Raw genomic sequence first — 19,821 nt, 5'->3', positions numbered from 1 at the left:
ATGACAAAGGTAGAAATTTATAGAAAAAAAGGTAGAGTTGTAGGATACAAAGCTACCGGACATTCAGGCTATGCTGAGTATGGTGAAGATATAGTTTGTGCTGCACTTTCTATGGCATTACAATTACCTTTAGGTGGTATGCAAGATGTGCTTGATATTTATCCTAAGTTTGAAATAGACTCTGATGGATACTTAAGTGTAGATATGAGAGGTATGGATAATAAGGGAAAAGAGAAAGAACTAGATACTTTATTAGAAAGCATGGTATTAATGATAAAAAGTTTATCAAAAGATTATCCTAAAAATATAAAGCTTGTTGAGAAGGAGGAAAAATAGATGCAATTTACTTTAAATATACAATTATTTGCACACAAAAAAGGACAAGGTTCTGTTAAAAACGGAAGAGATTCAAATCCTAAATATCTTGGAGTAAAAAAATATGATGGAGAAGTTGTAAAAGCTGGAAACATCATAGTAAGACAAAGAGGAACAGCTTTCCACCCAGGAAATAACATGGGAATGGGTAAAGATCATACTCTATTTGCTCTAATTGATGGATATGTAAAATTTGAAAGATTAGGAAAAGACAAAAAGCAAGTATCTGTATACGCTTCAAAATAGTTAAGTTAATCAGAAAGTATAGAAGTCACAAAAATTTTAGCTCTTAGGCTATAGACAATTAAATTGTCTATAGCCTTTTTTCTTTTGTTAAGTTTTTATAATAACTCTGCTGATTAAATATAATGAAAATGAGAGATAGTAATAGATAAAAGTAATTCAAAGGAATATAAAAGTTGTTTATTAAAAGAAAAATTTATAAGAAATAAAGAAAACAACCACTAATCTAAATTTGTTTTAATGGTTGTTCAACTTCAACTTAAAAGTTTCAAATTTTAGAATTTTTTATATTCTATGTTAAAATATATAAAAGAATTTCTAGTTATTTTTTTGCTTTGAAAATATTAAATAGTTATGTATATTAAAAATATATTCTATCGGATATTTAATTTTTAGATCGTTGATTCCATTTTATCATAATGATTGAAAAAATAATCATAAGAAGACTAACGAGATGAGGAGCTCTCATACCTAATAACATTAAATCTTCTGCTCTAAAGAAACTGACAAATATTCGGATAAAACTATATATTATAATGTAATTCCACCAAAGATACCCTGGAGATTTATTTTCTTTTTTTCTCAAGTAGAAAAATATAAAGAAAAAACCTAAAAGATTAAAAAATAATTCATAAAGCATAGCTGGATGTAAGGGAATATTAGGAAATTCTTCACCAGCAGGAGATGAACTAGGAAATACAATTCCCCAAGGAACAAGAGCTTTATATTTTATTTTCTCAACTATATCAAGAGAAAGATAATTATTGTACCATTCATAAAAATTAGGTTTAATGGAAAAAATTACTCTCCAAGGTGTAAAGATAGGTACACCATGAATTTCGCCATTCATAAAATTACCAAATCTTCCAAGTGCTTGTCCTAAAAGGAGTGGTGCAGCAGCAAAATCTCCGAGTATTAAAGGATTTAATTTTTTTATATATCCATAGATAAGGGTACCAATAATACCACCAATAATACCACCATGAATAGCCATTCCACCATGCCAAGTCGCTAATATTTCTGTTGGATGTTGAGAGTAATAGCTCCAGTTGAAAAAAACATAATAAAGACGTCCACCAAGAAGGCCAGATATCATAGCAATAAAAGCATAATTTTCTACTATCTTTTCATTATATCCTCTTTCCCTAGCAAGAAATTTAGCTATTTCTATTCCTAGAAAAAATGAAATAGCATACATTAAACCATAAAATCTTATTTCAAAATTTCCAATTGAAAAAAGTACAGGGTGCATAATATATACCTCCGAAAATTTAAAAATGTATCACTATAAAGCAATATATATAATTATAACATAAATCAAACAGAATTAAAAAAAAGAATTTTAAAATAAAAAAAATAATAAAAAGATTTGAAAAAATTTGATAATTCTATTATAATATATAATGAAGTGTTAAATTAAAGTTAATTTTTGAAAATTTTGCTTAAAAAGTATTGGGAAAATGTATAATTATGGAATAAAAATAAATTATTACTAGGAGGAAAAAATGTATTTTTGTACAGAGATTACAAATACTATAACTTGGATTGGTGTTAATGATAGAAAGACAGAAAGATTTGAAAATTATCTACCATTACCTAATGGGGTGACTTATAATTCGTATTTCATTAGTGATGAGAAAACTTGTGTAATAGATGCCGTAGAAATGGGAAGTACTTCTACATTTTTAGATAAAGTGGTAGAATGCTTAGCTGGGAGGAAATTAGATTATATAGTTGTAAATCATGTTGAACCAGATCATTCAAGTGGTTTAAAAGAAGTTATTAGATTATTTCCAGAAATCAAGATTGTAGGAAATATAAAAACTTTAGGAATGTTACAAGCTTTTTCTCCAGATTTTCCAGTTGAAAATTTTGTGACTGTTAAAGAGGGAGATATTTTAGAGTTAGGAATACACAAATTGACTTTTGCTATGGTTCCTATGGTACATTGGCCAGAATCAATGATAACTTATGATTTGACAGATAAGATACTTTTCTCAAATGATATCTTTGGAAGCTTCGGAACATTAGATGGAGGAATTTTTGATGATCAAGTAAACTTTGAGTTTTATCAAAATGAAATGAGAAGATACTATTCAAATATTGTAGGAAAATACGGACCACAAGCACTAAATGCTTTAAAAAAATTAAGCGGTTTAGAAATAAGATTTATTTGCCCATCTCATGGATTAATGTGGAGGAAAGATATATCTAAAGTTATTTCCTTATATGAAACTTGGGCAAAATTAGAACCAGAGATAGAAGGAGTAGTAATAGTATATGGAAGTATGTATGGAAATACTGCTAAAATGGCTGAGATAATAGGAAGAAAATTGAACTGTTGTGGAATAAAAGAAATTAAAATTTATGATGCTTCCAAGACAGACTTAAGTTTTATAATTACTGAAATTTGGAAATATAAGGGATTATTTATAGGATCTTGTGCACATAATAACTCTGTGTATCCTAAAATAGAGCCTTTATTGCATAAATTAGAGAATTATGGTTTGAAAAATAGATATATAGGTATCTTTGGAAGTATGATGTGGAGTGGAGGAGGAGTAAGAGGGATTCAAGCTTTTGCAGATAATCTAAAAGGAATAGAAATAGTAGGGGAATCAGTAGAAGTAAAAGGAACTCCTAAAACAGAAGATATAACAAGATTAGAAAAAGTTGCTGAAGAAATGGCAGCAAAATTAATATCAGATAGAATTTAAAAACAATAGCTCCTATAGCTCAGTTGGATAGAGCATCTGACTTCGGATCAGAGGGTCGAGAGTTCGAATCTTTCTAGGGGCGCCAGATAATTAGAATAAATTTAATTTCATATTGAGGTATTTTTATAAAAAATATCTCTTTTTTATTTATAAAAGTTACATAAAAGAAAAATAGAAGAGAGAAATTAATCTCTCTTCCATTTAAGTAATGATTATTTATCTTTCATAGAATCTAAGATTGCATCAACTAGTGAATCCATCTCAAGATGATTATCTTCAGTCATAGATGAAGTAAGAGTAACTTTTTCATTTAAAACATTCATATTTTTCATTTCTTCTAGAGTTTGCACCATTAAGCTTCCAACTTTACATGCCCAAGAACCATTTTCTACTACAGCAATAGTTCTTTTTTGAACATTTAAAGCTTTCATATCCATTAAATAATTATGCATAGGAGGGTATATTCCAAGATTATATGTTACAGATGCAAGTACTATATGGCTATATCTAAAAGTTTCAGATATAAGCTCAGACACATGTACTTTTGATACATCATACATATGTACGTTAGACATACCTTTTTCTACAAGTTTTGTAGCAAGTACAGAAGCAGCATTTTCTGTATTTCCATACATAGAGGCATATACTATCATAACTCCTTTTTCTTCTGGAATGTATTTACTCCATCTGTTATATTTGTCTAAAAGATATTCAAAATTATTTCTCCATACTGGACCATGAAGAGGACAAATTATTTTAATATCTATTCCACTAGCTTTTTTTAGTAGTGATTGTACATGAGGACCATATTTACCAACGATGTTAGTATAATATCTTCTAGCGTCATTTATCCAATCTCTATCAAAATTTACTTCATCATTGAAAAGCTTTCCATCTAATGAACCAAAACTTCCAAAAGCGTCAGCGCTAAATAAAACTCCATTTGTTAAATCAAAACTTACCATTGCTTCTGGCCAATGTACCATAGGAGCAGCTACAAATAATATTTTATGTTTTCCAAAAGATTTTGTGTCACCTTCAACCACTGTTTCACATTTTTCTGGATCGATATGGAAACCAAACTGATTCATGAAGTAAAAAGATTTTTCTGTACTTATAATTCTAACATCAGGATAGTGCATTATTATTTCTTCAATCATAGCTGCATGGTCAGGTTCCATATGGTTAATTACCATATAGTCAAGATTTCTATCTTTTAATACATATTTAATATTTTCTATAAATTGACGTCCTATTGCCCAATCAACAGTATCAAATAGAACAGTTTTTTTATCTAATAAAAGGTATGAGTTATATGAAACCCCTCTAGGTATTGGATGTACATTTTCAAATAGGTGTAGACGATGTTCATCTCCTCCTACCCAATATAAATCATCAGTTATTTTTCTAACATTATGCATATATTTTCCTCCTAAATTAATCCTCTATCTCAATAAAAGCACTTTTTTCTTCTCCACAATCTGGACAAATCCATTCTTCTGGTAATTTTTCAAATAATGTTCCTTCAGGAATTTCGTTTTCTTCATCTCCAATTGCAGGATCATATTCATATCCACAACCACCACATACGTGTATTTTCCAAGATGATGGTCTAGTTGGTTTAGGAACTACTCTTTTCATTTTTTTCATAGGTGGAGCAGGTTTTTTCTCTTCTCCATTATCTAAAGCCTGAGTAAGTAAAGGAAGGATTTCTTTTACATCTCCTACTATTCCATAATCAGCATTTTTAAATATAGGAGCATTAGGATTATTATTGATAGCGACAATAGTAGTAGCATCTTTTATTCCTTTTAAATGTTGTCCAGCTCCGGAAATTCCACAAGCTATATATAAATTTCCATTGAATTTTTGTCCAGACATTCCAACATAACGATTAAGAGGAATATATCTTAAAGTTTCAGCAACTGGTCTTGATGAACCAATAGCGGCTCCAACCTGATATGCTAAATCTTCAATAAGCTTCATATTTTCTTTTGCTCCAATTCCTTTTCCAGCACTTACAACACGTTCAGCTAATGGGATAGGAGTATCAACAGGAATTCCTACAGTGAAGTCATATCCATCATTTTTTAAGTTTTCAACTAATGCATTAACTTTTTCTTCTAGACTTCCATCTTTAAATATCATATTTTTACGTGGACCAGTTACTCCACCTTTTGCTTTGTCTTTTTTCTTTTTACCTTCACTTTTAGGCATTCTACCGATAATATGTGAAGCAATAACAACTCTTTGAATTTCATTTGTTCCTTCATAAATTGTACAAATTTTTGCATCTCTATAAGCACGTTCTACTTCCATTCCTTTTAAATATCCAGAACCACCAAATATTTGTAATGCATCGTTTACAACTTCAAGGCAGATATCAGAAGCATATTGTTTTGCCATAGCCGATTCCATTCCATATGGCTCATGATTTTCTTTTAATTCAGCAGCACTATATACTAAAAATCTTGCTGCTCTTAATTTTGTAGCCATATCAGCTAATTTAAAAGATATAATTTGTTGTTGAGCTATTGGTTTTCCGAATTGTATTCTTTCTTTAGCATATTCAAGAGCATTTTCATAAGCACCTTGAGCTATTCCAAGAGCTTGAGAAGCGATTCCTATTCTTCCACCATCAAGGGTAGTCATTGCTATTTTAAACCCTTCACCTTCTTTTCCAAGAAGATTTTCTTTAGGTACTTTTACATTATTAAATATTAATTCTGCTGTTGATGATGAACGTATTCCTAATTTATCATAATGGTCTCCAAATGTAAATCCTTCCCAACCTTTTTCGACTATAAAGGCACTTATTCCTCTAGTTCCGATATCAGGAGTAGTAACAGCGAAAACTACATATATATCAGCTTTGTCAGCATTAGTTATAAATATTTTTCCACCGTTTAGAATATAATGATCCCCAACTAGTTCTGCTGTTGTTTCTGTTCCACCAGCATCACTACCAGCATTAGGTTCAGTAAGTCCAAAAGCTCCAATTTTTTCTCCCTTAGCTAAAGGAACAAGATATTTTTGTTTTTGTTCCTCAGTACCGAAGGCATATATTGGATAAGTTCCAAGAGAAACATGAGCAGATAAAATAACCCCAGTTCCTCCATCAACTCTTGATAGCTCCTCTACAGCTATAGCATAGCTTAGGGTATCCATACCTGCACCACCATATTCTTTAGGATAAGGGATACCCATAAGACCCATTTCTCCAAATTTTTTAATAGCTTCAGTAGGGAACTCACTATTTTGATCTAACATAAAAGCTATCGGTTTAATTTCAGACTCAGCAAATTCTCTAACTTGTTTACGTAACTCCTCATGAACATCAGTTGTTTTAAAAAGCATTACATTAACCTCCTCTTTTAAACAATATTTGAATTGTATTTATTTTAATTATGATCTAATTACTTGAGTTTACGTTATGATTATATTACTCTGGATTAAAAAAGTCAAGTATAATTTTATAAAGGAATTAAAACATTTTTTATGAAAATATTACATAATAGTTCAAAAAAAGCTAGGATTAAAAACAAAAGGAGTTGTTATAGTTTGATAAATGTAACAACTCCTTATTAAAATTACGAAATTTTTTTCTTCATATTTTTTTTTGCTACTGATAGCATAAGTTTAATTCTATTAAGTTGATTTACCTCTGAATAAGCAGGGTCATAGTCAATAGGAGTAATATTTACATTTTCATACTCCTCTCTAAGTCTTTTAATCATTCCTTTACCAGTAATATGGTTAGGTAGACAACCAAATGGTTGAACACAAACTATATTAGGTACTCCGTGTTCAATAAAATCTATCATCTCTCCCATTAAGAACCAACCTTCTCCAGATTGATGTCCTATTGAAATAAATTCAGAAGTTTTCTTAGCTGTTTCTTGAATAGAGATTTCTCTCATAAATCTAGCGTGGGTTGAAATAGCATCATTAAGTACAGCAGTATATCTATCTAATATCCATAATGCTCCTCTTTGTTTTAATCCAGCCATCTTTCCTTTGAATTTTTCAGCTAGGAAGATATCACTATAGATACAGTATTTTATGAAGTTCATAAGAGATGAAGTATAAACCTCTCCTCCTTCTTGTTCTATAAAATTAGCTAAGTCATTGTTAGCAAAAGGACTAAATTTAACTAAAATCTCTCCTACAATACCAACTTTTATTTTTTTCTCATTACTTACTTCTATTTTAGCAAACTCATCAACTATAAGTTTACAGTTTCTTTTAAACTCTCCAAAGTTACCATTATGAATATTTTTAATAACTTGTTGATTCCATTTTTTATATAGAGCATCACTTTCTCCCTTATTTAGTTCATAAGGTCTAGTATGATATAGAAGTTTCATAAGTAAATCTCCATATGAAACAGCAATTAGAGCTTTGTGTATAAGAGGTAGTGAAAGTGAGAATCCCTCTTGTTTTTCAAATCCATTAGCATTCAATGAAAGTATAGGGACTTTTTCAAATCCAGCATCTTTTATAGCCTTCTTTAAAAATCCTAGATAGTTAGTAGCTCTACAGCTTCCACCAGTTTGAGATATAATAACAGCAGTTCTATCTAGATCATATTTTCCAGATTGAAGAGCTGATATAAGTTCTCCAATTACTAATATAGATGGATAACAAGCATCGTTATTTACATATTTTAATCCACAATCAAGTGCTTCTTGTGTTTCAGGTAAGATTACAAGATTATATCCTTGAGCTTTAAAAGCATGTTTGATTAAATCAAAGTGCATAGGAGCCATTTGTGGAGCAAGTATTGTATATTCTTTTTTCATAGCCTTAGTAAATTCAGCTTTTTTATATTCTATTTTATGTTTGATAACATTTGCTACAGAGTTTTTCTTATATTCAAGAGCTGCAAGTAAACTTCTTATTCTAATTTTGACAGCCCCAAGATTACTAATCTCATCTATTTTTAATAGAGTGTGAACTTTACCATAGTTATTTAAAATTTCATTGACTTGGTCAGTAGTAACAGCATCAATACCACAACTAAAACTATTTAATTCAATCAATTCAAGGTTAGGATTTTTTCCTACTACTGTTGCTGCTCTATAAAGTCTAGAATGGTAAGTCCATTGGTCAATAACTCTTAATTCATCATCTAATGAACCAAGGCTAGCTACAGCATCTCCAGTTAATACAGCTATACCAAAAGAGTTGATAATATTTGGAATACCATGATGTATCTCTTTGTCACAGTGATATGGTCTACCGCAAAGGACTACTCCAATTTTTCCAGTTCTTTCTAGCTCGCTAATAATCTCTTTGGCTCTATTTTGCATATCTTTTCTAAAGTTATACTTTTCTTCAAGAGCTTTATCTACAGCCATTTTAACCTCTGGTTTAGTTACACCAAATCTTGCAAACTCTTCCATAACTGTTTTATATAGTACCTCTTTATTTTCAAAAGAGAATACAGGTATCATCATATCAATATTTTTTTCCTTTATAATATCCATATTATTTTTAATAACTTCTGGATAAGACATAACAATTGGACAGTTAAATTGATTTTGAGATTTTTTATCCTCTTTCTCTTCAAAAATTACACAAGGATAAAATATTCTATTAACACCTTTGCTAATTAAATTCATAATATGCCCATGAACTAATTTAGCTGGATAACAGATAGAATCTGAAGTAATAGTATCTATTCCACTTTCATAAAGCTTTTTAGATGAGTCATCAGAAAGTACAACTCTAAATCCTAGCTCTGTAAGAAGAGTAAACCAGAATGGATAAGAGTCATAGAAGTTTAAAACTCTAGGTATTCCAATTTCTCCTCTAGTAGCCTTAGATAGTTCTAATGGAGTGTAACTAAATAATCTGTTGTATTTGTATTCAAACATATTTGGAGCTTGATTTTTTTTCATCTTTGCAACAGGATTATCACATCTATTTCCAGAGATAAAATTCTCTCCACTTTCAAATTTATGAATAGTTAAAAGACATCTATTAGTACACATACCACAACGAGTAAGATTAGTTGTGTAGTGGAAATTTTCTAACTCTTCTAAAGTCATAAGAGTAGAGTATTCTTTAGCTTCCTCTTGAGCAATAAGAGCAGCACCAAAAGCTCCCATAATTCCTGCAATATTAGGTCTTATAACCTCTCTTTCAGATACCTTTTCAAAGGCTCTTAAAACACAATCATTTAAGAAAGTTCCACCTTGTACTACTATATATTTTCCAAGTTCCTCTTTATTTTTAATTTTTATAACTTTGAATAAAGTATTTTTTACAACTGAGTAAGAGAGTCCAGCAGAGATATCAGCTACCTCTACTCCATCTTTTTGAGCTTGTTTTACCTTTGAGTTCATAAATACTGTACATCTAGTTCCAAGATCTGCTGGAGACTTAGAAGTAAGTCCAAGTTTTGCAAACTCTTTTATATCCATACCAAGAGAGTTGGCAAAAGTTTCTAAGAATGAACCACAACCAGAAGAGCAAGCCTCGTTTAAAAGTATAGATGTAATTACTCCATCTTGTATTTTTAAACACTTCATATCTTGTCCACCGATATCTAAGATAAAATCTACTTGAGGTTGGAAAAATTTAGCCCCCTTATAGTGAGCAATAGTTTCTACTACTCCTTTATCTACTCTTAGAGCAGATTTTATAAGATTTTCTCCATATCCAGTTACACAAGAACCTTTTATTTTTATTTTATCATGTAATTTAGAATAAAGAAGCTTTAGATTATCTATTATATTATCTAAAGGGTTTCCTTTGTTATGAGAATAGTATGAGTAAAGTATCTCTTTCTCTTCAGAGATAAGAACCACCTTTATAGTAGTAGAACCAGAATCTATTCCAAGATATGCGTTACCAGAATAATTTTCAATAGCTTTACTCTCTATTTTTTCTTTTTCATGTCTTGATTTAAACTCTTCAAACTCTTCATCATTTGTAAATAATGGTTGAAGTCTTGAAGTTTCAGATGTATCTTTTTCATTTAATTTTAAGAATTTTTTTTGTAATTCCTCTAATGAGTAAGTATTATTATTTTCCTCTGAAAGAAAACCAGCTCCCTGAGCTACAAAAATTTGTGAATTTTTAGGGAAGATTACATCTTCAGGTGCAAGATTTAAAGTTTCAATAAATCTTTTTCTAAGCTCACTTAAAAAGAAAAGAGGTCCTCCTAAGAAAGCTACCTTACCAGTTATCTTTTTACCACAAGCAAGTCCAGTGATAGTTTGATTTACTACTGCTTGGAAAACAGATACAGCAATATTTCCCTTTTTTACTCCCTCATTTACAAGAGGCTGTATATCAGTTTTGGCAAATACTCCACATCTAGCAGCAATAGGATAGATAGTGTCATACTCCTTAGCTAACTCATTTAACCCTGTAGCATCAGTATTAAGTAGGGCAGCAATCTGGTCTATAAAAGCTCCAGTTCCACCAGCACAGCTACCATTCATTCTTTGATCCATATCATTTTTAAGGAAAGTGATTTTAGCATCTTCTCCCCCTAATTCTATGGCAACGTCTGTTTCAGGGATAATTACCTCAATAGCTTTTATACAAGCGATTACCTCTTGTACAAACTCTATTCCTATCCAACTTGCAATACCCATACCACTTGAACCTGTGATATTTATCTTAAAGCTGATATCTTCTCCATATTTTTCTTTCATAAATTTAAAAAAATCATCAAACATAGATTTTGTAGTCTCTCTTACATTTGATAGATGTCTTTGGTAGATAGAATAAACAATATTTTTTTCCTCATCTAAGCAGACGATTTTAACTGTTGTTGAACCAACATCTGTTCCAATAAAAAATTCTTTCATAGTATTACTCCTTAAAATTTACTTTTTAAAATATTTTGGTAAAAATTAAAGAGTTTTTTAAATCCGTAGTATGCGGGATTTATAGCGAATCAAAATGTTATAATATCCTCTTTCTTGTAGAAATGAAGAGAGCTTTTCATATTTTATAAATTTTTTGGTTATAGATTTAATCTCAATAAAGTTTTGCGGTGTACCTATTTTAATAATGCTTTTAGCTAAAATTTCAATTTTGCTAAGGTGAACAAAGCTGTAACTCTCTATTTCATCATTAGTGTGTATCATATAAATAGCTTCATTTTTGTCATAAAAGCCATTTATTTCCATATGTGGATTGATACTAGAGCTAAAGAACAAAAATAGAGATGAAATGATAAAGCAAAGGATTCTTTTTATCATTTCTCTTTCCTCCTCAATTTATATAGACTAAATAAAAATTACTAACTTAAAAACTTGAATTTAGGATTTTTACATCAGCATTTACAGAGTAGACAACATCCTTTCTTTCAATAATTATTTCAGTTTTATACTTTAATTTTTTATCATTTTTTATATTATTTAGAAGTTCTAAACTTGGATTGATAGCTCTAGGATTACCAACTAGTTGTAGCATAGTAATATCTCCATGAGTATCCCCATAAGCATAACTTTTATTTAAATCAATTTTATATTTTTCACAAAATTTATGTATTGATTTTAATTTATTTTCAGAATCCCACATAGGTGAGATTTCTCCAGTGAGTATTCCAGCCTTATCAGTGTGGTAAGTAGAACCACAAAAATCATCAGCATTCCATTTTTTAGCCATTCTTGAAACTAAAAAGTCTGGACTACCAGATATAAAAATAACAAGATGATCTTGAGATTTATGCCATTTTATCATCTCTCTAGTATAAGTATAGACTTTATTTCCTTTTAATTCAACTACTTTATCAGCAACAAAATCATTGTATTTAGTAGGTAGACCTTTTATAGCATCTACATATGTTCCTGTCAAATCTCCTAAGTAGTTATCATAATTTCCAACTCTCTCGTCCCAAAGCTTAAATGCTTCTTTGACTCTTCTATCATATTCACTAAAATCTAATAAATCATATTTTATTAATTTTTTAAAATGCTCAGTCAAAAGAGAGTTTCTAAAAATAGTACCATCAATATCAAAAAACGCTGCAATCATAAATTATACCCTCCTTTAAAAATTATATCTATATTAGAAAGATTATAGTTGAAAAATCAAAAAAAGTCAAATATTATCTTGATTTCTTATTATACTAAAACAGTTTAAAAAGATAACTTTATAAAATTAATTGAAATGTCTATATAAAAAATACCCCGCAGGGTTAGAGGTAATGCTACTTTCTGTACAACAATACAATGATGATAACAACTAGTAAAAGAACTAGCCTACCATCAAAGTGGATGTTTTGAATAAAAATATTCATAGAGCATTCCTCCTAAGTTAAGAATATTTGTTCTATCTTGTTCAAGGGCAGAATAAAAGCCCTAATAAATAAATATTAGAGCTTCCATTCTGAACTTAATTACAAATATTCTTAACTACCCATTGGGGTACTATAGTACAATTTAATTATATCAAATTATAGGCAAAAAGTCAAATTTAATAGGGAAAAGTTGAGGCTATAAAATTGATTTTAATATCTGTTATTTTATTCTTTTGATTAAAAGGGGTATTTGAAAGGAGCTACTTTAGATACTTTGATAGAGTATAAAAATTATATTTTTTCACTTTTTTGAATAAAATAAGATAAAAAGTATAAAAAAATGAAAAAATAATGTGAGAATATGTATTAAAGTGAGGAAAGAAGTTGGTGGATGAGAAAAGTGTATTACTTGTTTTTTATTATTAATATGTTATAATTTAAGTAAAGATATAAGGGAAACAATAACCCGTAAGGGTTGAGGGTAACTCTTAAAGAGTTATTTTTATAGTTATTTCGATTTTGCCAAATCTAACATTTTAAAATAATTCTTCATAAATTAAACCCTCATTTCTCACAGAATTAAAGGTTTTTCTTATCTTTTTATTATAATATAATAACTAATTATATCAATGAAGTGTTGTAGAGTAAAGTGTTACAGCACTTTTTATTTTTAAAAAAATAAAGTTATATCTTAATAATCTGATAGAGAATTTTTAAAATTAATGATATAATATGTAAAGAATAAAAAGAGGTGGAAAGATGAGAAAATTAAAAGTCTTGATTTTATATATTTTAATGACTTTGACTCTTTTGGCTCAAGAGGGATATATAGCTTCTTTTAATACCTTAAGAATAGGAAAAGCTCAAAAGGATTTTAAACTTATAAGTAAAGTTTTAGAAAGTTTTGATGTAGTTGGACTTATAGAAGTAATGAATCCAATAGGAGTAGAAAGGCTTATAAAAGAGTTAGAAAAAGAGAGTGGAGTAAGGTGGAAATACCATATTTCTCCATATTCAGTAGGAAGTACAAGCTATAAAGAGTATTTTGCATATATTTGGAAAAGTGAAAGAGTAGAATTTTTAGGAGGTAGAGGTTTCTATCCTGATGATGAGAAAAGATTTGAAAGAGTTCCCTATGGAGCAGATTTTAAAATAGGAAATTTTGATTTTACTTTTGTATTAGTACACTCTATCTTTGGAAAGAAAGAATCTGAAAGAAGAGCTGAAGCTTTTGCTATGGATAGAGTTTACAATTATTTTCAAGGGCTAGATAATGAAGAGAATGATATAATTATAGCTGGAGATTTTAATCTCAGAGCTGATGATGAAGCATTTGAAAATCTGTTGAACCATGAAGATGAGATAATTTATACGATAGCTCCAAGAATAAAAACAACTATTGGGAAGGATAAATTAGCTAGTTCCTATGATAATATGTTTTTGTCAAAAATTTATACCCAGGAATTTGAAGGAAAGAGTGGAGCAATAGATTTTACAAAGAAACAGTACAGAATGATGAAAGATAAAATATCAGACCATCTACCGATATTTATTATAGTAGATACAGAATTTGATGATGATTAGAGGGAAGAATGAGAGTAGCATATGTTTTTTTTAATGGAGAATTTTTAGGAAGTAAAGAGTATTATTTAAACCTTATGAAAAAAGATAAGGGGGATATCTATTGTGCTGATGGTGGTGCAAATCTTTTGGAAAAATTAGAGATAATTCCAATGGAGATATGGGGAGATTTTGATTCTGTACCTGAAAATATTTTAGAAAAATATGAAAAGTTAGGAGTAATTATAAAGAGATTCCCTAAAGATAAGGATTTTACGGATGGAGAGTTGATTTTAAAATATATAAGTGAAAAAAAATATGATAAAATTATAGTGATTGGTGGGCTAGGTGGTAGAAAAGACCATGAATTAACAAATCTTAATCTGATGTTTAAATTTAAAAATCTTAGTTTTGTAACTGAAACGGAGGATATCTTTGCAATAGAAAACTACAGAGAGTTTGTAGGAGAAAAGGGAAAAACTATATCCTTTGTTCCATTTTCTGAGAAAATAGAAAACTTGACATTAAAAGGATTTAAATATCCACTTACTAACTATACTCTTCATCAAGGGGAGAGTATTTGTATGAGCAATGTAGCACAGAATGATATCTGCATTGTATCTTTTGATAAAGGAAAATTAGTAGGTATTGTTATAAAATAATTTATGTAGGAGGAATGTTATGTTAAAAAAAGGAATGAATTTTACGCAAAGTAAAGTAGTTAAAGAGAGTGAAACAGCTGCTAAAGTAGCATCAGGAGCTTTAGAAGTGTTCTCTACACCTATGCTTATAGCTTTTATGGAGAGTACAGCTTTTACTTTGGCTCAAAAAGAGTTAGAAGAAGGGGATACAACAGTGGGAATCTCTGTAAATATTAAACATTTAAAAGCTAATCTTATAGGAGATGAATTAACTTGTACAGCTACTTTAGATAAAATAGATGGGAAAAAATTAGATTTCTCTGTTAAGGTTTTCCATGGAGAAACTTTAGTAGGAGAGGGAGAACATAGTAGATTTATAGTTAATGAAAAAAAGTTTTTAGAAAAACTTAATAAGTAAATTAAAGAAATAATATCTTTGGAGGAATTTTAAAAAATGAATAATAAGGAAAATAAAATAGGTAAAGCTAGATTTATCTTAGGAATACAGCATGTACTTGCAATGTTTGGAGCTACTGTTTTAGTTCCTTTCTTAACAGGATTAAATCCATCAATAGCTTTAATATCTGCTGGAGTGGGAACATTGATATTTCATTTTTGTACTAAAAGAATTGTACCAGTTTTTTTAGGTTCATCTTTTGCTTTTATAGGAGCATTGACACTGGTTTTAAAAAATGAAGGAATAGCGGCTATAAAAGGTGGAGTGATAGCAGCAGGATTTATTTATGTATTTATGGCTTATTTAGTTAAAGTTTTTGGAGTTGAAAGAATAAAATCATTTTTTCCACCAATAGTAACAGGACCAATTATAATGTTGATAGGGCTTAGGATGAGTCCAACAGCTTTAAATATGGCTGGATATACCAATGGAAAATTTGATCCTAAAAGTTTGATTGTTGCCCTTGCTGTAATTTTAACAATGATATTTATAACAATGATGAAGAAAACATTTATAAGGCTTATTCCAATATTAATGGCTGTGATAGTTGGATATATTACGGCAGCTTTTTTGGGAATGGTAGACTTTGGAGTAGTGTCACAAGCTAAATGGATAGGACTTTCTTCGGAGGCTGCAAATGATTTATTAACAATTCCAGCTATGTCTTTGACAGGGATAATAGCTATAGCTCCAATAGCACTTGTCGTATTCATAGAACATATAGGAGATATTACTACTAATGGTGCTGTTGTAGGAAAAGATTTTTTCAAAGATCCTGGAATCCATAGAACGCTTTTAGGAGATGGACTTGCTACAATAGCAGCAGGATTTTTAGGTGGGCCAGCTAATACAACTTATGGAGAAAATACAGGAGTGCTAGCTGTAACTAAAGTATATGATCCAGTTATTTTAAGAATAGCAGCTTGTTATGCTATTATATTAGGATTTATAGGGAAATTTGGAATACTTTTACAAACTATTCCATTACCAGTAATGGGAGGAGTTTCTGTAATTCTATTTGGAATGATAGCTTCAGTAGGAGTAAGAACTGTTGTAGATGCACAACTTGATTTTGGAAATTCAAGAAATTTAATAATCTCTTCTATAATATTTGTTCTTGGAATAGCTATAGATAATATAACTATATGGGAGACGCTTTCTATTTCTGGATTGGCTTTAGCTGCTTTTTCAGGAGTTATTTTAAATAAAATTCTTCCATTGGATAGAGAGATAAAATTAAAAAAAATAGGCTAGAAAGGGGATAACATGAAAAAACTTATAATCATAGGATTTATAGCAGCAGTAGTTGGATTTTATTTTGTTAATGATAAAAAGGAAAAGAGCAAAATTTTAAAAAATGAAGTTATGAAGCAACAAAAGGAGGTAACAAAATTGTTAAAAAGAAATGAAATTGATAATAAATATAAATGGAATATGGCAGATTTTTATGCTAATTGGGATGAATGGGAGAAGGACCTTGAAACTTTTAAATCTATGGCAAAAGAGATTTCACAATACAAAGGACAAATAAAAGATGATTCTAAAAAATTTATAGAACTCATCAAATTAGAAGAAAAAATGGGAAGATTATTGGATAAGTTATATGTATACCCATATATGCTAAAAGATCTAGATTCTAAAGATGAGGTATCTTCTGTAAAACTTCAAGAGATTCAGTCTATATATACAGAGTATTCAGTAAGTGCAGCTTGGATAACACCAGAAATTTTACAAATTCCGAAAGAAACTATGGAAAAATGGATAGATGAAAATCCAGAGCTAAAAGACCATAAATTTGGACTTATGGAGATATATAGATTACAAGGACATGTATTAGATGAAGGAAAGGAGAAATTACTTTCTTACTACGGACAATACATGGGGGCTCCTCATGATATATATGCAGAATTATCTATCTCTGATATGAAGTGGAATGAGGTAAAACTTTCTGATGGATATGAGGGACCTGTTACAAATGGAATATATTCAAAAGTTTTAGCAACTAATAGAAACCAAGAGGATAGAAAAAAAGCTTTTGAAGCACTATATGGAGCTTTTGATAATAATAAAAATACTTATGGAGCAATATATAGAGCACTTCTTCAAAGAGATGTGGCTTCATCTAAAGGAAGAAATTATAACTCTAGTTTAGAAAAAGCACTTGAACCTAAAAATGTTCCAACTGAAGTTTATACAACTTTATTAAAATCAGCAATAGATAATAACGCTCCACTACAAAGATATGTAAATTTAAGAAAAAAGGCCTTAGGCTTAAAAGAGTATCATTACTATGATAATAGTATAAATATAGTGGAATATGATAAAACTTTTAATTATGATGTGGCAAAAGAGATGGTATATAATTCTGTAGCACCTCTTGGAGAAGATTATTCTAGTAAAATGAATAGAGCTATAAGTGAAGGTTGGATAGATGTATTTGAAACAGAAAACAAAAGAAGTGGAGCTTATTCAATAGGAGTTTATGATGTACATCCATATATGTTATTAAACTATCAATCTACTTTAGATGATGTATTTACATTAGCTCATGAGTTAGGCCATACATTACATACAATGTTATCAAATGAAAACCAACCATATGCTACACATAATTATACAATATTTGTAGCTGAAGTAGCTTCTACTTTTAATGAAAGATTACTGTTAGATTATATGATTAAAAATTCAAATGACCCTATTGAAAAGATAGCGTTGATAGAGCAAGCTCTTGGAAATATTGTAGGAACTTTTTATATTCAAACTCTATTTGCTAACTATGAGTATCAAGCTCATAAGTTAGTTGAAGAAGGAAAAGCTGTAACTCCTGATGTTCTTAGTGGAATAATGGATAATCTATTTAAAGAGTATTTTGGAGATAGTATTACTATGGACGAACTACAAAAAATAATCTGGGCAAGAATACCACACTTCTTTAATTCTCCTTATTATGTATATCAATATGCTACTAGCTTTGCTTCATCAGCAAATCTGTATGATAGAATAACTAATACTAAGTATAGTGAAGAGGAAAGAGCTAAAGCTAAAGAAGATTATTTAACACTTTTAAAATCTGGCGGAAATGATCATCCTATGGCTCAACTTAAAAAGGCAGGAGTAGATTTAGAAAAAGTTGAAAGCTTCCATGCAGTAGCTGTAGAGTTTGATAGATTACTTGATATTTTAGAAGAGGAATTAAATAAATTAGAAAATAATTAAATAATAAAAAAAGAATAAGGATTAAATTCAGGATAATCTGACTTAGTCCTTTTTTTATTCAAATTTACTAAAAATTATTAATGAAGAGGAATGAGAGTATGGATAAAGAATATGAATATAGAGTATTAAATCTTGTTGGAGATGTAGGGGAAATGCTTTTAGAAAATGGGTCAGAAGTTTATAGAGTAGAAAATAGTGTATGTGCAGTGGCACAATATTTTGGTTTCCATTCTCAATGTTTTGCTACTCTCACTTGTATTATTATAACTTTTGAAAATTCTACAGGAGAGATTGTATCATTACTTAGGAGAGTGAAATCAAGAGGGATAAATTTAGATAAAGTATATAAAATTTCTTCAGTAGTTAAAGGAATAGAGAATTATGATGTGGAAATGCTAGAAAAAGAATTAAAAATAATTAAAGAGGAAAAACCATATTCTCATTTAGTTAGTATGTTTGGTAATTGTATAGGAGCATCATTTTTTTCTATACTATTTTTAGGAAATTTTAATGATTTTTTAGCTTCATTTTTATCAGGCTTAATAACATCGATATTTTTAAAAATCTCAGATAAACTTAATTTAGGGATATTTTTTACTAATTTAATTTGTGGATTTATAGCAACTACTTCAGCATGCATTTTTTATCATATGGGATTTATAATAGGAGTTTCAATAACAATTATATCAACACTTATGATATTAGTTCCAGGAGTTGCTTTTATTAATTCAATGAGAGATATTTTTGCTGGTGATTTAGTGACTGGAATGTCAAGGTTCATGGAAGTTGTCATGATAGGAACATCCATTGCAGTAGGATCTGGAATAGCACTTAATATTTTTTTAAAATTGGGAGAAACGATATGATAGATATATATTTTAATAATTGGTTGGTACAGATAATTGCTTCAATAATTGCTACTATTGGATTTGGAATAATGTTTAATATCAAAAATAGAAATTTAATTCATACAGGAATAGCTGGAGGAATAAGTTGGGTAGTATATCTTTTGGGAAAGAATTGTAATTTGACAGATGGACTTAATTATTTTTTGGCTTCATTATGTCTTTCACTTTATTCAGAAATAGCTGCTAGAAAATTAAAAACTCCGGTTACAACCATATTAATAGCAGCTCTTATACCACTTGCACCAGGCGGAGGAATATACTATATGATGTATAATTTAATTAATAAGAATTATTCTTTAGCAATAGAAAAAGGAATAAGTACATTTATAATAGCTGGTGCTATGGCAGTAGGTATATTTACAGCTACTAACATGATGAGAATATTTAAAAAAAGTACAAAAAAATAGAAGAATACAATAAAAAATTTTTATTACTAGGG

The 19,821-nt window shown here is 29.5% G+C and carries 16 protein-coding genes and 1 tRNA gene; 11 read left to right on the top strand and 6 right to left on the bottom strand.

Annotated elements, in window-relative coordinates:
* Complete coding sequence (locus DYA59_RS06890; protein ID WP_115270686.1) at positions 1-336, top strand: ribosomal-processing cysteine protease Prp; 336 nt, start codon at positions 1-3, stop codon at positions 334-336.
* The gene (rpmA, locus tag DYA59_RS06885; protein WP_005883067.1) at positions 337-621 is read left to right on the top strand and encodes a 50S ribosomal protein L27; all 285 of its coding nucleotides are present in this window, start codon (positions 337-339) and stop codon (positions 619-621) included.
* 382 nt (positions 622-1,003) lie between these two features.
* On the opposite strand, the gene lgt is transcribed toward rpmA, so the two are convergent.
* Entirely contained in the window at positions 1,004-1,870 is an 867-nt protein-coding gene (gene lgt, locus DYA59_RS06880; protein WP_115270684.1) for a prolipoprotein diacylglyceryl transferase, read from the bottom strand.
* A 253-nt stretch (positions 1,871-2,123) separates the two neighbouring features.
* Between lgt and DYA59_RS06875 the strand changes: the two genes are divergently transcribed.
* Both DYA59_RS06875 and DYA59_RS06870 read left to right on the top strand, forming a co-directional pair.
* Positions 2,124-3,335 carry an FprA family A-type flavoprotein gene (locus DYA59_RS06875; protein WP_115270682.1) on the top strand — a complete coding sequence of 404 codons (1,212 nt, stop codon included), beginning with the start codon at positions 2,124-2,126 and terminating at the stop codon, positions 3,333-3,335.
* Positions 3,336-3,343: 8 nt separating this feature from the next.
* Positions 3,344-3,420, top strand: a tRNA-Arg gene (locus DYA59_RS06870).
* 127 nt (positions 3,421-3,547) lie between these two features.
* On the opposite strand, the gene DYA59_RS06865 is transcribed toward DYA59_RS06870, so the two are convergent.
* From DYA59_RS06865 to DYA59_RS06845, 5 genes are all read right to left on the bottom strand, one after another.
* The gene (locus DYA59_RS06865; protein ID WP_115270680.1) at positions 3,548-4,756 is read right to left on the bottom strand and encodes an FprA family A-type flavoprotein; all 1,209 of its coding nucleotides are present in this window, start codon (positions 4,754-4,756) and stop codon (positions 3,548-3,550) included.
* Between the two features lie 16 nt (positions 4,757-4,772).
* Complete coding sequence (locus DYA59_RS06860) at positions 4,773-6,692, bottom strand: acyl-CoA dehydrogenase family protein (RefSeq protein ID WP_115270678.1); 1,920 nt, start codon at positions 6,690-6,692, stop codon at positions 4,773-4,775.
* 233 nt (positions 6,693-6,925) lie between these two features.
* On the bottom strand, positions 6,926-11,161 hold the full coding sequence (locus DYA59_RS06855) for a 2-hydroxyacyl-CoA dehydratase (protein WP_115270676.1): 4,236 nt from the start codon (positions 11,159-11,161) through the stop codon (positions 6,926-6,928).
* Positions 11,162-11,218: 57 nt separating this feature from the next.
* Entirely contained in the window at positions 11,219-11,557 is a 339-nt protein-coding gene (locus DYA59_RS06850) for a hypothetical protein (protein ID WP_115270674.1), read from the bottom strand.
* A 46-nt stretch (positions 11,558-11,603) separates the two neighbouring features.
* Complete coding sequence (locus DYA59_RS06845; protein WP_115270672.1) at positions 11,604-12,335, bottom strand: HAD family hydrolase; 732 nt, start codon at positions 12,333-12,335, stop codon at positions 11,604-11,606.
* 1,024 nt (positions 12,336-13,359) lie between these two features.
* Here DYA59_RS06845 and DYA59_RS06840 point away from each other — a divergent pair.
* The 7 genes from DYA59_RS06840 to DYA59_RS06810 all read left to right on the top strand — a co-directional run bounded on the left by DYA59_RS06840 (position 13,360) and on the right by DYA59_RS06810 (position 19,789).
* The gene (locus tag DYA59_RS06840) at positions 13,360-14,184 is read left to right on the top strand and encodes an endonuclease/exonuclease/phosphatase family protein (protein ID WP_115270670.1); all 825 of its coding nucleotides are present in this window, start codon (positions 13,360-13,362) and stop codon (positions 14,182-14,184) included.
* A gap of 8 nt (positions 14,185-14,192) precedes the next feature.
* Positions 14,193-14,822 carry a thiamine diphosphokinase gene (locus DYA59_RS06835; protein WP_115270668.1) on the top strand — a complete coding sequence of 210 codons (630 nt, stop codon included), beginning with the start codon at positions 14,193-14,195 and terminating at the stop codon, positions 14,820-14,822.
* Between the two features lie 19 nt (positions 14,823-14,841).
* On the top strand, positions 14,842-15,219 hold the full coding sequence (locus DYA59_RS06830; RefSeq protein WP_115270666.1) for a thioesterase family protein: 378 nt from the start codon (positions 14,842-14,844) through the stop codon (positions 15,217-15,219).
* 36 nt (positions 15,220-15,255) lie between these two features.
* The gene (locus DYA59_RS06825) at positions 15,256-16,512 is read left to right on the top strand and encodes a uracil-xanthine permease family protein (RefSeq protein ID WP_115270664.1); all 1,257 of its coding nucleotides are present in this window, start codon (positions 15,256-15,258) and stop codon (positions 16,510-16,512) included.
* A gap of 138 nt (positions 16,513-16,650) precedes the next feature.
* Entirely contained in the window at positions 16,651-18,474 is a 1,824-nt protein-coding gene (gene pepF, locus DYA59_RS06820) for an oligoendopeptidase F (protein ID WP_147368834.1), read from the top strand.
* Between the two features lie 98 nt (positions 18,475-18,572).
* Positions 18,573-19,340 (top strand): threonine/serine exporter family protein, encoded by a 768-nt coding sequence (locus DYA59_RS06815; RefSeq protein WP_115270660.1) that lies wholly within the window; start codon positions 18,573-18,575, stop codon positions 19,338-19,340.
* Positions 19,337-19,789 (top strand): threonine/serine exporter family protein, encoded by a 453-nt coding sequence (locus tag DYA59_RS06810; RefSeq protein WP_115270658.1) that lies wholly within the window; start codon positions 19,337-19,339, stop codon positions 19,787-19,789. Before DYA59_RS06815 ends, DYA59_RS06810 begins: the two co-directional genes overlap by 4 nt.
* Positions 19,790-19,821 lie beyond the last annotated feature (32 nt).

Source organism: Fusobacterium necrogenes, assembly GCF_900450765.1.
Classification (GTDB): Bacteria; Fusobacteriota; Fusobacteriia; order Fusobacteriales; family Fusobacteriaceae; genus Fusobacterium_A; species Fusobacterium_A necrogenes.
Note: the sequence above shows the minus strand (reverse complement) of the source record. Positions and strands in the feature narration are given on the sequence as shown.